This window comes from Patescibacteria group bacterium, from assembly GCA_041665365.1.
GTDB lineage: Bacteria > Patescibacteriota > Patescibacteriia > UBA9570 > UBA9570 > UBA9570.
Genome location: JBAYIY010000002.1, coordinates 12,538 through 28,766, shown reverse-complemented (window position 1 = coordinate 28,766; position 16,229 = coordinate 12,538). Strand labels below are relative to the sequence as shown.

Annotated in this window: 18 protein-coding genes; 14 read left to right on the top strand and 4 right to left on the bottom strand. The window is 40.3% G+C overall.

Features of this window, described 5'->3' with window-relative positions:
- Positions 1–26 precede the first annotated feature (26 nt).
- Entirely contained in the window at positions 27–1,151 is a 1,125-nt protein-coding gene (locus WCV88_01255) for a TMEM43 family protein (protein ID MFA6474811.1), read from the top strand.
- Here the strand turns inward: WCV88_01255 and WCV88_01250 are convergent.
- Positions 1,102–1,968 (bottom strand): AEC family transporter, encoded by an 867-nt coding sequence (locus tag WCV88_01250; GenBank protein MFA6474810.1) that lies wholly within the window; start codon positions 1,966–1,968, stop codon positions 1,102–1,104. The two genes, WCV88_01255 and WCV88_01250, sit on opposite strands and share 50 nt — an antisense overlap.
- A gap of 37 nt (positions 1,969–2,005) precedes the next feature.
- On the opposite strand from WCV88_01250, the gene WCV88_01245 reads away from it, so the two are divergent.
- The 9 genes from WCV88_01245 to WCV88_01205 all read left to right on the top strand — a co-directional run bounded on the left by WCV88_01245 (position 2,006) and on the right by WCV88_01205 (position 10,356).
- Positions 2,006–2,716, top strand: coding sequence for an SDR family oxidoreductase (locus tag WCV88_01245; protein MFA6474809.1), 711 nt, complete (start codon positions 2,006–2,008; stop codon positions 2,714–2,716).
- 1 nt (position 2,717) lies between these two features.
- On the top strand, positions 2,718–3,029 hold the full coding sequence (locus WCV88_01240; GenBank protein MFA6474808.1) for a hypothetical protein: 312 nt from the start codon (positions 2,718–2,720) through the stop codon (positions 3,027–3,029).
- The gene (locus WCV88_01235; GenBank protein MFA6474807.1) at positions 3,026–4,663 is read left to right on the top strand and encodes an ATP-binding protein; all 1,638 of its coding nucleotides are present in this window, start codon (positions 3,026–3,028) and stop codon (positions 4,661–4,663) included. The genes WCV88_01240 and WCV88_01235 overlap by 4 nt, the downstream gene beginning before the upstream one ends.
- 216 nt (positions 4,664–4,879) lie before the next feature.
- Positions 4,880–5,311: a division/cell wall cluster transcriptional repressor MraZ gene (gene mraZ, locus WCV88_01230; GenBank protein ID MFA6474806.1), complete on the top strand. Its 432-nt coding sequence runs from the start codon at positions 4,880–4,882 to the stop codon at positions 5,309–5,311.
- Between the two features lie 56 nt (positions 5,312–5,367).
- Positions 5,368–6,303 carry a 16S rRNA (cytosine(1402)-N(4))-methyltransferase RsmH gene (gene rsmH, locus WCV88_01225; protein ID MFA6474805.1) on the top strand — a complete coding sequence of 312 codons (936 nt, stop codon included), beginning with the start codon at positions 5,368–5,370 and terminating at the stop codon, positions 6,301–6,303.
- A 6-nt stretch (positions 6,304–6,309) separates the two neighbouring features.
- Positions 6,310–6,663: a hypothetical protein gene (locus WCV88_01220; protein MFA6474804.1), complete on the top strand. Its 354-nt coding sequence runs from the start codon at positions 6,310–6,312 to the stop codon at positions 6,661–6,663.
- A 55-nt stretch (positions 6,664–6,718) separates the two neighbouring features.
- On the top strand, positions 6,719–8,377 hold the full coding sequence (locus WCV88_01215) for a penicillin-binding protein 2 (protein ID MFA6474803.1): 1,659 nt from the start codon (positions 6,719–6,721) through the stop codon (positions 8,375–8,377).
- 1 nt (position 8,378) lies between these two features.
- A complete protein-coding gene (gene murF, locus WCV88_01210) occupies positions 8,379–9,677 on the top strand; it encodes a UDP-N-acetylmuramoyl-tripeptide--D-alanyl-D-alanine ligase (protein MFA6474802.1) in 1,299 nt (432 codons plus the stop codon).
- Complete coding sequence (locus WCV88_01205; protein ID MFA6474801.1) at positions 9,655–10,356, top strand: M24 family metallopeptidase; 702 nt, start codon at positions 9,655–9,657, stop codon at positions 10,354–10,356. Before murF ends, WCV88_01205 begins: the two co-directional genes overlap by 23 nt.
- 67 nt (positions 10,357–10,423) lie before the next feature.
- Here WCV88_01205 and WCV88_01200 read toward each other — a convergent pair whose 3' ends face one another.
- The 3 genes from WCV88_01200 to WCV88_01190 all read right to left on the bottom strand — a co-directional run bounded on the left by WCV88_01200 (position 10,424) and on the right by WCV88_01190 (position 12,722).
- Positions 10,424–10,816 carry a single-stranded DNA-binding protein gene (locus tag WCV88_01200; GenBank protein ID MFA6474800.1) on the bottom strand — a complete coding sequence of 131 codons (393 nt, stop codon included), beginning with the start codon at positions 10,814–10,816 and terminating at the stop codon, positions 10,424–10,426.
- 464 nt (positions 10,817–11,280) lie between these two features.
- On the bottom strand, positions 11,281–11,823 hold the full coding sequence (locus WCV88_01195) for a hypothetical protein (protein MFA6474799.1): 543 nt from the start codon (positions 11,821–11,823) through the stop codon (positions 11,281–11,283).
- On the bottom strand, positions 11,820–12,722 hold the full coding sequence (locus WCV88_01190; protein MFA6474798.1) for an asparaginase domain-containing protein: 903 nt from the start codon (positions 12,720–12,722) through the stop codon (positions 11,820–11,822). The genes WCV88_01195 and WCV88_01190 overlap by 4 nt, the downstream gene beginning before the upstream one ends.
- A gap of 350 nt (positions 12,723–13,072) precedes the next feature.
- On the opposite strand from WCV88_01190, the gene WCV88_01185 reads away from it, so the two are divergent.
- From WCV88_01185 to WCV88_01170, 4 genes are all read left to right on the top strand, one after another.
- Positions 13,073–13,564 carry a hypothetical protein gene (locus tag WCV88_01185; GenBank protein MFA6474797.1) on the top strand — a complete coding sequence of 164 codons (492 nt, stop codon included), beginning with the start codon at positions 13,073–13,075 and terminating at the stop codon, positions 13,562–13,564.
- 33 nt (positions 13,565–13,597) lie between these two features.
- Positions 13,598–14,182 (top strand): hypothetical protein, encoded by a 585-nt coding sequence (locus tag WCV88_01180; GenBank protein ID MFA6474796.1) that lies wholly within the window; start codon positions 13,598–13,600, stop codon positions 14,180–14,182.
- Between the two features lie 229 nt (positions 14,183–14,411).
- Entirely contained in the window at positions 14,412–15,080 is a 669-nt protein-coding gene (locus tag WCV88_01175; GenBank protein MFA6474795.1) for a hypothetical protein, read from the top strand.
- Positions 15,081–15,486: 406 nt separating this feature from the next.
- Positions 15,487–16,185 carry a hypothetical protein gene (locus WCV88_01170; GenBank protein MFA6474794.1) on the top strand — a complete coding sequence of 233 codons (699 nt, stop codon included), beginning with the start codon at positions 15,487–15,489 and terminating at the stop codon, positions 16,183–16,185.
- Positions 16,186–16,229: the final 44 nt, after the last annotated feature.

The following is a 16,229-nucleotide window of genomic DNA, read 5'->3' as shown; positions in this document are numbered from 1 at the left end:
TAATTCTTAATTCTTAATTAATTCATATGGCATTAAATCTCAATAATCTAAACTTAGGTAACATGGCTGGAAACGTGGCCGGCAACATGGGTCGTCGCCCATACACGGTGCGAAAATCTGGTGGCATTGTAGGCAGTTTTATTGCCGCCTTATTGGGGATTGGTTTTGTTTTAATTGGTTCACCATTGGCCTTGTGGTACGCCGAGTCACAACACAAAGCGCAGGATTTTGCCACCGCCGCGCAGGTGCAATCTAATGATGTCCAACCTGGTTATGTCGCCGTTTCTGGTACGGCTACTGTGACGGACGGTTTAACTTGTCCAAACACCACTGCCGCCACTGATTGTATTTATTTAAATACGCAAACCCAACGCTTCGATAGTAAACAGGAGCGAAAATGTGGTAGTTTAAGCAGTAATGAGCGAGTGATTCAGAATTTACCGGATGAGTGTGATTCTGATGGTAAAAATTGTCAGTCGTGTTACCAAATTGAGCGCACTGATTGGAATACAATCGATACCAAGACCGCTTATCAACCATTCACGGTTGGATCTTATAGTATCCAACCATCATCTGATGTAAATTTTATTGGGACACAGGATTATACCACTACCACCAATGCCACTCCGGCGATTGGGGATCAACGTAATATCTATAAATATTATGAGGCCAGTAATGTAAAATTGGTGGCCGGTACCTCAGCTAATGGCAAAATTTCTACAGCGGCGGATAATAAGCCTTATGTTATCTCGAATGTTGATTATGCCGGTACTTTATCGGAAATAAAATCTCAAGATACTAGTACAAAATGGGGCTTACGTATTTTGTCATTTATCTTAATGGTGGTTGGTATGTCGATGATCGTTAGTCCGTTAACGGCTTTAACCAATGTTTTCCGATTTATCCCATTCATTGGTGGACGTATTGATCGTGGTTTTGATGCGATAATCGGTTTTGTGGCAGGATTGTTCGGTGCTGTGATGTGGGTTGTGCTATGGGGGGTTGTTTTACTGATAAAAAACATTTGGATCGCCTTAATTGCCGTAGTTGTATTAGTTGTAGTTATTGTTTTAGTAGCCAGAATGTTTGGAAAGAAACGCGCTACAACATCGGGAGCAACCACAACGCCAACGGGATCGTCACAAGGCTAGTGAGTGTACTCAATACAATCGCATTAGAAATAGTCGATTTATCAATTGGATAGATTTCAGCAAACGCAAACGCGGTAACGGCTACTGGCATACACACTTGAATAAAGGTAGTGTTTAACCATTGGCTATTTGGTAGTAGCCAAATGATTATACCAACAACTAACGGTACAATAATCATTTTAGCAAAAGTTAAACGAGCCGCTATTTTTAAAGTTGATTTTTTTGGATGGTTATAAGCCATAAAAGCACCCAGGGCTAACATGGCAATTGGGGAGGCGGTGGCGGCAACCATGCCACTAAGTTTAATTATGGCGTCTGGTAATACAAACTGACAGGCACTCACCAGAAAACCGACAATCGTCAGCCATAATAATGGATTTGTGAGTAAGTGTTTTATTTTGACATGGCTCATTAAACCTAAACCCAAGGTTGAAGTCATAACAACCATAGCAGCCACAATCACCGTGCCTTCAGCCGCGGCCGAAGTGCCCAGCGCCATTTGCAGTATGGGTATACCAACATAGCCGGCATTGGAAAAGTAAATGCCAATACTATAAGTGTTGCGCTGTTTGCCTCCAATAAAATGTGCCAACAACATTAAGGCCGCCCCTAAAATAATTTGAATCAAAAAAATTAAGCTATATTGTTGCCATTGAATAGTGGCAAAGGCCAAACTATTAAATACTAAAGCTGGCAAACCAATGTAATAACCATAATTATTAAACACTCCAATCCACGTTGGTGAGATGAGTTTAAAACGACCTAAAATGTAGCCAAGTAAGATTAATCCGGCGATTGGTAGCATGATGGTTAACATGGTGAAAGTCTATCATATATGATACAGTATCGTCATTATGATTGCAGTTGTTACCGGTGCGGCCAAGGGAATTGGTCGAGCTATCGCTTTAGATCTCGCGGCGCAAGGGGCTACTGTTGTGGTGCATTATAGGCATAGTGCCGAAGCCGCCAAACAAGTGTTACATCAGGTTCAAATTCATGCTCCAGCCTCACGGATGATGCAAGCCGATTTGCGCCATAATGATGAAGTGACCAGATTATTTCAGGCGATTCACCACACCTATGGGCGTTTAGATGTTCTAATCAACACAATTGGTTCTTTTGGGGTATATCATCCCATTAGTCAGGTAACACTGGAAGAATTTGATGACGTTATTTCGAGTAATGTGCGCGCAACATTGGCGTGTATGCAAGCCGCCATACCATTATTGCGCACCAGTGGGGGAGGAAGGATTATTAATTTTGGTTGTGTCACCGCTGAACAAACCTTAGCGCGAAAATATACCGTGCCGTATTACATTGCCAAAGCCGGTGTGATTACTTTAACCAAATCATACGCGTCGTTATTAGCTCATGAAAATATTACAGTGAATTGTATGTCTCCGGGTATCGTGGAAAACAGTTTGGTAACGCAAGCCTTACCAATGCAACATCCAGCCAAGTTTGAGGACATTACAACTGCTGTGCGTTGGTTAATTTCACCTGAGGCAAAATATGTGTCCGGTGCTAATCTAGAAATAGCCGGTGGGTGGTCACCTAATTTATAATATGTATATTTTAGAATGTGATCCATCACAACTCAATCATGTTATCCTAACTTATCGTCAGGCTGATAAACTTATCCGACAAAAAGTTTTAGAACAATCCAAAGCCGATCATTTATTAGCTGAGATCAGTCAATTTCTCGGGGCAGACCCAATTGAGGCTTTAGTGCTAGTAAATCAGGCTCAATCTTTTACTTTAATTAGAGTATTAGCCACCATTTTCAATGCGTTAGCTTATAGTAAGAATTTGCAATTATTTGATGGCCAAACACCAGTCAAACAACTTCAACCAACTTACAGTCAACCCGCTTTATGAATAAAGAGCGACGCGTTAAATTGTTGCATTATATTATTGCCAGCCGGTGGGTACTGCACGCTTTGTTTGCCATTTTGGGCTTAATTCAGCAAATTGCCGGCGTGGTACATTTTAATCCAATCATATTTGTTCTGTTGCTTGTGAGTTATAGTTACAATGCGATTTTTTATTTCTATTTACGTCGACCCTTAAAGCAAATTACAAATCGTGGTTTACAGATTGTTTGTATTACGCAAATTATGCTCGATCAAATTCTCTATACGATTGTGCTGTACATGACAGGGGGTATAGAGAGTTACACCTTCTTGTTTTATTTTGTGACATTATTTATGGCCATAATATTATTTAATGAAATACAAATTATCGGCTTAATGTTGTTTACAGTGTTTCTCTATATCGGCCTGTTAATCTTGGAACATAGTACCGTTTTGCCACACCTGACACCGTATAATTATGATCCGGGTTTTTTTGGAAATATCACTGCGACGGTAAATAATGGTTCAACCGTGGTATTTACTTTAATTTGTATTTCATTTTTTTCAGCTTTTATTAACAATTTAATCAAACAACGTGAGGCGGCCATTGAATCAGAACGCGATAAAGTGGTGTCGATTGTCAACAATTTAGTTGATGGCGTAATTTTATTAGATTATCGTGGTCGCGTAGTGTTAATGAATCCATATGCGCAACGTTTGTTACATATCCACACCAATCAATACGTCAACAAAATATTTTTACCTAATCAATTTCCACCAGCGTTGCATGATTTAGTAAAATTTATTCGGGGTGCCACCAAAGGCTCGGTGTATGAAAGTACGGAGATGATTATTCAAGAAGGGGATGAACATGTCATTGTGCAAGCCACAGCTTTGCAAGTGTCAGATTCTGATGGGAGTAATATTGGCGCCTTGGTAATTTTGCGTAATATCACCAAGGAGAAAGATCTGGATCAAATGAAGTCAGATTTTATTTCAGTGGCGGCTCATCAGTTGCGCACGCCGTTATCAACTTTGAAATGGTTATTTAAACTATTATTAGATGGTGATGGCGGGCCCATGACCGATAAACAACAGGATCTAATTGCGAAAGGGTATCAACGTAATGAAGAGGTGATTGAGATAGTGAACAATTTATTAGATGTGTCCGAAATTGAAGGGGGGCGTTTACCGTTAACATTTGTGGATACTTCGTTGCTTGATGTGTTGCAGGAAATAGTGACAGCCACGCGGGTACACGCTGAGCGCTTACAGGTAATGATTGAGTTTACGCCGCCGTCATCTATTCCATTACTAAAACTCGATCGGCAAAAGATTAAAATGGCTTTTCAAAATTTATTAGATAACGCTGTAAAATATTCTTCCGCTACTCAGGTAGTAACGATCACCATGGAGTTACAACGTGAAGAAGTGGTGGTGCGCGTGATTGATCATGGCATTGGGATGTCCGAAATCACCCGGGATAAATTATATACCAAGTTTTTCCGCGGGCGTGAAGCGGTTATTAAAGATCCATCCGGTTCCGGGTTAGGCCTTTATATTGTTAAAAGTATTATTGAAAAACACGGCGGCACCATTGAGTTAATCTCAGCCATTGGCCGTGGTTCGACATTTACGGTGAAACTGCCAATTACGTAAACCGAACCAACACCCCACAAAACACGAAACAACGCAGCGGACGAATAATATTCGTCCGCTGCGTTGTTTCGTGTCACCCGCGGTGTTTTGGGTATAAAAGGGTTTACATTGGAAACGTAGTGGTATATAATGGTAAAAAGTTAAACAAAGTGGTAGAAAGTGGGGATAACTTTGGGGATAACTAAGCCATTAAGTGTATAAGTCAAAGTGTAAGCTATGTTTATCGGTGAATACCAACACAATATTGATGATAAAGCCCGCTTGGCTCTCCCGGTTAAGTTTCGGGAAGATTTTGCACATGGAGCTGTCATCACTCGCGGCATTGACCGCTGTTTGTTCGTTTATTCAGCTGATGAATGGAAGAAACTCGCCGATAAGTTAGCGACTTTGCCACTAGCCCAAGCTAATAATCGTGCCTTTGCTCGTTTAATGTTAGCCGGAGCGATGGATTGTTCTTTAGATAAGCAGGGGAGAGTGGTTGTTCCGGAATATCTCCGACAATATGCCGGTATCAATAAAGCTGTAGTGGTGGCTGGTTTGTATAACCGTTTAGAAGTGTGGGATGAAGCCACTTGGAAGACTTATAAAGCCGCAACTGAAAAGGAAAGTACCAGTATTGCGGAGGCCCTTTCACAATTAGGTGTTTGAGGATCGACACTGCCGAGTGGAAATTGGCTCGGCGCTGTGGAACCTTAAAAATTGTTATGCCTACCGCACATATACCAGTCCTAGCTGAGGAGGTAATCAGGCTCCTGAACCCACAGGTGTGTGACATCATGATTGATGGCACACTCGGTGGGGGAGGTCACGCGGCTGCACTGCTGGAACGAATTCAACCCAGTGGTCAGTTGTATGGCTTCGATCAGGATCCAGCAGCTATTACCCTGGTGCAGGAGCGGTTTAGAAAACAATTTGGTTCTAGTCAGTTCATTCCAATTACGGCCAATGCCAAAACCATCGCCACAGCCTGTGCTACTTGGAGTATTACGGGTCAGGTAAACGGTGTGTTATTTGATCTTGGTTATTCATCCGATCAGTTCCAACGCGGACGAGGTTTTTCCTTCCGGGCGCTGTCTGATCCATTCGATTTACGGATGGATCCCACCTTGCCTACCACCGCGGCGGATCTGCTCAATACTGATACGTCTGCGATGCTCGTCCAGATGTTTCGGCGCTATGGTGAGTTATCAAACCCACACCGGCTGGTTCGGACGATTATTTCCAGGCGTCTGGATCGCCCGATCATTACCGTCGCTGACGTGTTGGCATGTGTGCAGCAGGCTTTTCATAGCCAGTCGAGTGATCTCCTGGCAAAAATATGGCAAGCCTGTCGCATTGCCGTGAATGATGAGTTAGAGACATTGCAAAGTATGTTAACTGCCGCGTTTACTGTCTTGTCTCCTGGTGGAAGGATGGCCGTCATAACCTTCCATTCACTAGAAGACAGGATAGTAAAACAGCAATTTATTAATTGGAGTAGTACCAAATGTGTGTGTCCACCCGAGCTCCCAGTATGCACCTGTCACCCACAGCCGGTAGCTACGCTCTTAACCAAACATCCACTGGTGCCCAGTGATACAGAAATTAGAACCAATCCACGTTCCCGTAGCGCTAAATTACGGGTTATCCAAAAAATATAAAATGCTATGACAAAAATAACTCGCCTCACTAACAGTAAATTGAGCCAACAAAAACAGGTGGTGGCTTTACCGTTGTGGCAAAACACAATTGTCATTAATCTTATTATGATTGGTTTACTCTTAATTGGTGGAGCGGCTTATTTAGTGATTGTTAATTCTACGGCGGCTGAATCTTTTACTGTGTCCGCGTTGAATCATGATATTAATCAAACCAAAGCCAATAATCAAAAGATGGAATTAGAAATTTCTGAAGTGTTAGCTTTGCCTCATGTGAGCGATATGAGTGAACGGTACCATCTAGTGGCAGCTGGTTCAGTGCATTATTTGGATGATACGTCAGCGGTCGCCTTCTCACAATAAACATCCGCGCGGCAGTCGGTATGACCGGCTCGATTATCTGCGCTTGGTTTTTGTTATGTTAGGTGGCGTGATTGCTTTACGGTTATTTATCGTGCAAGTAGTGCAACATGGTTACTATGAAGCCTTAGCGGTGGATAATCATGAGTTATTTGAAGAACTATTTCCCGAACGAGGCAGTATTTTAGTGCATGATCGCTATAGTCAAACTGGCAACGTCCCAATTGCCACCAATAAAGTATTATATGAAGTACATGCCGAACCAATTCACGTCACAGATGCTGCAGTCACGGCCGCTGACTTATCGCCATTGTTATCAATTGATAAAGCCGACATCGAAGCCAAATTAACCAAACCGAATGATCCTGATGAAATCTTAAAACGACGCGTCCCTGAAGAAGTGATGACCGCCATTAAAGAAAAAAATTTACCGGGTATTACTTTTCGGGAAGAGCAGTGGCGCTATTATTCAGAAGGTCCAGCGCTGGCGCATGTCACTGGTTACTTTGGTTATTCCGATGTTGATCGGGTTGGTCAATATGGCTTAGAGGGTTACTTTAATAAAGAATTGGCTGGTCAGGCCGGTTATGTGTCTGGCGAAAAAGATGCTTTGGGTAGATTTTTAACGATTGGTAATAATTTAATTCAGCGGGCAGTTGATGGTGATGATATTGTTTTAACGATTGATAAAAACATTCAATATAGTGCCTGTGATAAATTAGGCAAAGCCGTTGAACGTTTAGAGGCAAAAAAGGGAACATTGATTATTATGCAGCCCAGTACTGGAGCAATTATTGCTATGTGTAATTACCCAACGTATGATCCAAATAATTATAATGAAGTTGAATCGGTTGATGTATTTTCTAATGCCGCTATCAGCGATGAATATGAACCGGGTTCAGCCTTTAAAACCTTCACCATGGCGGCGGGGTTAGATACCGGTAAGGTGACACCGACTACCACCTATAATGATACCAGCGAAGTAAAAGTGGCCGGGATGCCCATTAAAAATTCAGATGGTGCCGCCCATGGCGTGCAAACCATGACGGCCGTGTTAGAAAAATCATATAATCTTGGAACGATTTTTGTGACTCAACAAATTGGCAATGCGGCTTTAAATGATTATGTTAAAGCCTTTGGGTTTGGGGATAAAACTGGTATTACTTTAGCGAATGAACGGAGTGGAGATATTTCGTCTCTAGAAACCTTGAAAGATGTCTACGCTTATACCGGTTCGTTTGGCCATGGTATTATGGTGACGCCATTGCAGTTAGTAGCTGGCTACGGTGCGGTCGCTAATCATGGTATGTTGATGAAACCATATATCGTGGAGAATCGGATTCTAGCTAGTGGAGCGGAAATACCAACTACTCCAACTGAAGTAAGACAAGTTATCAGTGCTGATGCGGCCAGAACTTTAACCGCCATGTTGGTTAGTGTAATTGATAGTGGCACAGCTAAGCCAGCCGCTGTGCCAGGCTATTATTTAGCAGGCAAAACCGGTACGGCCTTAATCGTCAGCAACGGTGTTTATAGTACATATAAGCACAACGATACTATGATCGGATTTGGACCAATGTCTGATCCACAATTTGTGATGTTGATAGAAATGAATGAACCAAAGAGCCAATATGCCGAAGGGTCAGTTGTACCGGTGTGGGGAGAAATTGCCAAAGATGTGTTAAATTATATGCAAATACCACCTGATCGAAATTAATATGCACCCAATATTATTTTCACTCCTTAAGCACTTAGCCAAGCTGATTTTATGGAAACAACACCCCATAATTATAGCCGTGACTGGAAGTGTGGGAAAAACTTCTACCAAAGAAGCCATTTTGGCTGTTTTGAAGAAAAAATATTCAGTTCGTGCCACAGTGGAAAATTACAACAATGAGATTGGTGTGCCTTTAACTATTATTGGTGCCACTAGTGGTGGACGAAATCCATTACGCTGGCTTTGGGTGTGTATTAAAGCCATTGGTTATGGGTTGTTGCCGTTACCATATCCGCGCGTACTAATAATAGAAATGGGTGCTGATAAACCGGGTGATATTAAATATCTGACACAAATCGCACCAGCGCAGATTGGTATTGTTACGGCGATCAGTGATACTCCGGCTCATCTGCAAGCTTTCTCTGATGTTAAGGCGTTAGCCGCTGAGAAACTAGTGATGTTGAGGCATTTAACCAAGTCAGATATTGCTATTGTGAATTTGGATGATGAGTTCATTAGTGCAGCGCAAGCCTCATTGTCAGCTAAAACTATAACGATTTCAGCTACTCAACCGGCTGATGTTGCAGCTGTTGAAATAGATTACAGTAAAGATCCAATGAAGTTAGCTTATGATCCAAAGGTAGCCGGAACTAGATTCAAAGTAAAATATATAGGTAGTACTGTACCGGTTTTTATTCCCGGAGCGGTTGGTAAACCAACGGTGTATAGTGCCTTATTTGCCATTGCCTGTGGATTGCAATTAGGAATTAATTTGGTTGATATAGTATCAGCTTTGCAACATTATCATGGCCCGAATGGACGCTTAAGATTATTACCCGGTAAGCAACACAGTGTTATTTTAGATGATACTTATAATTCTTCACCGGCGGCGGCGCGAGAAGCACTACGCATTTTACATGAGTTAAAAACACCGGGGCGCAGAATTGCTGTTTTAGGAGTGATGGCTGAATTAGGTAATAGTGCCAAACGATCTCATGCGGCCATCGGAAAATATTTAGCCGGTTTAGAAATAGATTTACTGGTGACAATTGGCAATGAAGGCGATTGGATAGCGGAAGCCGCGACTGACAATGGGTTTAATCCGGACATGATTCACCATTATGCTAGTGCGCAAGCCGCGGCAGGTAATGTAGCGGCCTTATTACAACCAGATGATATTATTTTAGTCAAAGGTTCACAGGTGGCGCGGTTAGAAAAAGTTGTACGAGCCTGTTTGGAAGATGAGAGCATCGCCAGTGATGTATTAGTGCGGCAGTATGGGAAGTGGGCCAAGCTATAATCTACCGGCCTGCCGGAAAGTAGCACGGATAACTTATCGGGCGTTTCGATTTTTACCACGTTATATTGTAATAGGGATAACTGAAAAACAATTAGCCTGGCGCATGGGCCGATTATTAACCGAAGCTTACTCAGAGCAACGCGCTTTTCCGGTGATTGCGGCCTTTGGGTCTTCAGCGGCTGAGCCGCATCATAAACCAACCAGTCGTCGATTACAGTTGGGCGATATGGTTAAGGTTGATGCTGGTGGAGTATACCAACATATGCGGGGTGATGTGACGCGAACTTATTTTATGGGTGCACCCACCAGTTTATTTCGCACGCGTTTTTATGCAGTGCTACAAGCCCAACGGTTAGCTTTCAAAAAAATCAAACCGGGTGTGACTGGAAATGTAGTAGATCAGGTTGCGCGCCAATATTTACAAAGCCAGCACTTAGATAAATTATTCATTCATGGTTTGGGGCACGGTGTGGGTCGAGCCATACATCAACCGCCGTTTTTATCACCGAGTCGGCGGGGGAGAAGACTCTTACAAATAGGTGACGTAATCACTGATGAACCTGGCGTGTATGAACCTGGTTGGGGTGGGATCCGGTTGGAAGATATGGTGGAAGTAACCAAAGCCGGAGGTAAATGGTTAGGCGAACCGGTACGGGGGATTGATGAAATCATTATTTGATAATTAATTTGTATGACAATCACCCAATGTAGGGACATGCCATGGCATGTCCCTACATTGGGTGATATTAAAACGGTTCCGTCACCGGTTCGGTCACAATTGGTTCATCGGTGGTGGTGACTTCACGTTTACCTTTGCCTAACATAATTAACTGTTCGGCAATAATGTTGGTAAAATATTTCGTGATGCCATCCTTTCCTTCGTAAGAATGATGATCCAATCGGCCTTCCACGTAAATGCGGTCGCCTTTTTTTAGATACTGGTGAATTCGTTCACCTAGTTTATTCCAACCAATGATGGTGTGGAAATCGGTTTTTTCTTTTAACTCTTTAGTTTTACTATCTTTCCAGGCAAAACTAGTAGCCAGACTAGTGCGAGTAATACTGGCACCAGATGGTAAAGTTTTGTGTTCTGGTTCCATAGCTAAATTACCAATTAATGATACGCGATTCAAATCCATAAGACTAATGTTAGTTTAAGACAATATTAAGATAAGCTACTGTAGATGATGAAACGCGTTTGTACATCTGGCACATCTATTATCTCTATGGTAAATGAGTGTATGACATCTACCATAGAGATAGCAGACTGGTGTTATCCGAATTGGGGTAAAAAGTTTACCTTAGTCACTTAGAAAAAAGCGCCGCCTAAGTGTTCGGTTTCACCATAAATTGTATTACTACCACACAAGGGGATAATCGGAGTGGTAGCTAGAGGCGTGTTTTCCAGCACAACTTCAATAAATTGAGGCTGTGCCAGAAAAACGTCCCTATAAGAAAACTGAGGTGTCCAGAGATAAGCACAAGAGAAATTAATTCCTTATTTGTGTTATCTAGATTTTGGACGCCTCAGTTTTCCTACGGGCATATTAGCACACTGACAGATGGTGTCAATGGTGGATAAGTCTAGACATTAATTAAATTTCTACATTAATTTCTGATAATCATTATCCTTCTCGGCCGTATCTTTTAATAATTGTCTTAAATAGTCAGCTTTGTTCACATTTTTAAATTCAGTTAGCCAAGTTAGATAATGTGAAATGGCCGGAGTTAAGCGTAAAGTAAATTTTATATTGGGGGTTTGATCCAGTTGTACAGTATGATCGATACTATGTAGGAATTTACCGATCACTTCACTGATGGTAGTGGTAGTGTAACTACGTGCGACAACTGATTTCGGTACACTAGGTTTTTGTAAGTGTAGTAACATTTCACGGGGCTCGCGATTTTTTGGATATAAACATAACGTGGGACGTTGTAAAACAATCGCTTGAGCCAGAATATAATGCAATTCATCTGATGGGTAAGAAATTTCTAAAATAATCGCATCAACTCGTTCTAGAGCGTTCCAGGAGAAGCCAGTAATCACACTGGGTAAACCCGTTGTCCGTGACCAAATATTGACATTTTTGTGTTGCAACAAACTGACAATATTGGTGGGGGCGTTGTTTACCAGGTAAATGTTCATACAATACCACCTTCGCCGTTAATATTATGCTGCATATAATCCACTAGTTCTGGTGTGGTCGGAAAATGTTTGCAGCCCACCATCAGTTTACTCAGGGCAGTAACCGGAGTGACCGGCGGTAAGGCAAACACATTGTTTGGTAACTTCTGATGTCCTAAGCCGCCTAACAAGAAAACTGGAGTATCAGTTGGCATATTAAATTGGCTGGGTAGCGCCCGATCTTGATGGGCATACATCAAAATAGCACGATAGGTATTGGGTGTTGGGATGATAACCTCAGGTTGGCGTGGCACCATGTAAACATTAGTGTCAAACCCTAAGCGTAAAATGGGTGGTTGATCATTGCGTGGTCTAGCAGCCGTTGTTACTTCGATACCAAACCGGATCGAAGCTAAATCCAATTCATTGTAAGTGGTGAAATTTTCCCAAGCCCGCACTGCCTTCACAATGCGTGAACCATAGGTAATAGAAACATCGGAGGTGTTTTGCGTGGCTAACTGGACGGCGGTAACTAAACTAGTGCGCAAACTCATTTCGCGATACATCGATTGCTCAGTATTGGAGAAATGACCCGGAAAAGAGAAAAAGTCTTCTGATAAAGTGGCACCGGTAAAAACAATCGGTTTACCTAAATTACTAAATTGGAAGGCGGTTAAATTAGCGCTGTAGATAACATTATCAATACTATGAATAACCACAAAGCCATCGTAGTCATTATAATGATCGTAAATATATTGGGTAAGATCACTACTTAATGAATAGGGAACATCACCGCCGGTAATACTGGAAAACAGATGAATATCCACCGTGGCCACTAATTGTAATTCAAAATAATGTTGTAATTGTTCAACTATATTTTTGCCGGGTAGACCACCTGTGTAGATAGCTAAAACACGCATGTCATGTATCCTTAACTATTTTCAAAAATAATGCAAGTGTAGCGCCGTCGCTAAAAAAAGTTATACACAAGGTATTTTTTTATATAATTAACAATTAATTTGGATAATTTTGTGATTTTACTGATTTTTTGTATTTGCGCCGTCGCGGAAAAGCCCTTGTGTATAAAGTTTATTTCTCTAAAATGATCTCAGTCTTTCGCTGTGTGCATTGGTTGACCAAGACGCCCAAGCAATGCCCCATCGTGCTGCAAATATAACTCATGCCTCAAGCTATATTTGATCACGATGGGCAGCGAAAGCGCTAAATTGAAAATATTTATTAATAATGCTAGTATCACATGCACAATTCTATGACAAAAACACCCCATACAAATAAAGTAACTCTTGAGGGAGTTAAAACCAGCGTGGATAATATTCAAACCAGCGTGGATAATATTCAAACAACCCTCCAGGAGTTCATGACAGCAGTAACCAATATGTCCATTCAAAATGAACAAAGATTTATTGGTATTGATGATCATTTTGTAAATATTGATAAACATTTTGTTGATATCAATAAACGATTCATGGATATAGATAAGCGTTTTGCTGACATCGATAAACGTTTTGATACTATTGAGTCCAGCATGGCCACAAAAATTGATTTAGCTGAGTTTAAAACCCAGATGGTTACTAAGTCTTATTTGGATATTAGACTTAGTACCATGGAAGGTAATATCATCAACATTTTACGGAAGGAAGATAAGAAAACAGTGGCGGTGGTAAATTTACTCAAAGATAAAAAAGTGTTTTCACCCCAGGAAGCAAAAAATATTTTGAGTTTAGAACCATTCGCTGGGTAGCAATTTAGTTACAAAAATGATATACTAATATTTATGGAAGCAATATTTCTAGCTTTAATTCAACAGTTAAATAGTGCCGTATTCGTGCTTGTTCTTATTTTAATACTAACTTTTTGGCTAGCTTATAAAAGTGGTGGTTGGGTGAAGGCATATAAAGATTTTGAGGGAAAGAGTGACAAATTTGATGTAAAAATTGATGCAATAAATTCAAATATAGCAAAAATTCAGGCTACTTCAGATCTACTTTATCAAGCACACTTAAGTACCATTAAATCCCATAGCCCAATTAGTTTAACCACCAAAGGAGCAGAAATTGCTCAAGCCATATCGGCTGAAGTAAAAGTAAACAATCATTGGACGGATATTAAACAAGCAGTCGAAAGTAAGGCTCCCACGAATCCTTACGACATTCAAACAGTAGCACTAGATGTAGCTGGAAATAATTTTGATAAAATATTCACGCTTGACGAACAAAATGAGATAAAAACTCACGCTTTTTCTATTGGTATGAACATGCTTGAGATTTATCCAATTTTAGGTCTCATCATTAGAGATAGAATTTTTCAGGAACGAGGTATAGCCTTACATGAAGTAGACGACCACACCACAAAAAAATAACCCCTGCCTATCGGCAGGCGGGCATACGTTAAAACGTGGGGGGTAATGATAGACAATTGAGCCGTCGCCGGATACTTATTGCGCTAACTAACATTCTATGACCATATATACAAGTATATAGACTATTATTAACTCTAAATTTATGACTAGATCTAAACACATAACTATCTCTACTATAGTTGTTAGTTTATTAGTACTTACGTTGGTACTACCGTCTTTAACAAACGCTATGACCGTGGTGAATCTTACCCCTAATATTATTGGTGTTAGTGAATCTGTTTATAAAGAATTATTGAATAGTCATTGTTACACTGCAAACGAAAATGTACCCAGTGATGCTGTCACAACTCCGCTAGGTAGACTTTGTGATCCCATACTTAATATCTTAGAAGGAAAAGTTATTTTACGCGCACAACACTCTGGTAAAATGTATTGGATAAATACTGCCAACGGTTTACCGATAATCAATAGATATTTACCAGATGGGTTTTATAAAGTAAAAAACAGGTATTACTGGATAGCAGACGGTTTTAAACAAAAGTTGAGTTCAAAAAACATATATTCTGCTTTTTTGGAAGCAGCAGCTGTTGGTGATTTTCGTGTTACACCGGCATCTAATTTAGATATTCAGGCTTTAGCATGCCTAGATTTTGGAGAAGGGCCTACCTGTAGTAGTATTATTAGTGGTCATGAGGAGCTATATGAGGATTTACAACAACGATTAATAGGACGGGTTATTATGGCCGTCGAAAGCGATGGTGAGTTATATTTCATTCCAGATATTAATGAGATTGACGAGTTAACGTATATGTCTAATGATCAATTACTTGTTTATATTCAAAATCATTCCATTGCTGTTAATAGAAAAATCATACGTGGAATTCCTAAACCATTATAAATAATATTAGACAGAATAATAAATCAATAACTAATTAAATCATATAATCATTAAAACAAAATTGTGTGTCTAATAGGTTTTACTTCTTGATTTAGCACATACTCCTTCATACAATTTATAATGAATATGAAGGAGTACAGCTAGCTCAGGAATCTTCTTGACTAGAGTCGTTCCTTCACAATCCAGGAGTCTTCCAATGGAACGGTACATCCGCCTCCTCATGATCAGCCTCTTTGAGCCGTCGCTGAAAAATGTTATCCACACACATTTGTATTTTATTTTACCTAATGTTAGGCTAAAATTGAGCTTTTTAGTGTTAGCGCCGTCGTTAGTTACTTATTGCACTAACTAACATTCTATGACCATAGTACAGGTATATAGACTATATTTATTTAATTCTAAATTTATGATTCAAACTAAACTAGCTTTACTAATCACCTTCGCTGCCAGCACACTACTTTTAGTCGGTTCTAGTTGTACAACTACTCAAAAAACAAATACAAATACTATTAACGATAACGTGAATACTGAAGCTGTAACTAACACCAATGATAATGTTAGTAATGACAATACTAATGTAGAGCAGGTTAGTGGTATTGATACTAGTGATTGGCAAACTTATACCAATGATGAATATGGGTTTAGTTTTAAGTATCCAAAAGAGTGGGGCAGCGTGCAAGTTTCGATAGGTGATACTGTGCCATTTCTTTTGACAATTAATTTTAGAGATGAAAATAATTTTAAGCAAGACATAATTGGCAACCCTCGTTTGGTGATATCAAGTAATAGCTTAGAAACTATAAATGCGTCTGATGCAAACAGTTGGTTCGATTACACAAAAGTTGATTTTACAAAAACAAATGATCAGTTGGCGCAAGATCTACATAGAAATCTAACTAATACAATGACGGTCGAGAAAATAACTATCGGAACCAAACCTGCTCTTAAGGTTACTGAGGATATATCAGATTTTGATGGCAGTAAAATTAATACACTACATATATTGATACCAAATTATAATGATAAACAAAATAATTTAACAATCAGTGGAGATGTTTCTATAAGTGATGACCTCTTACAAGTAGCAGATTCATTAACATTTTAAACGACCTTATGACTTATAAATCACAGAAATTTACTAGAACAATG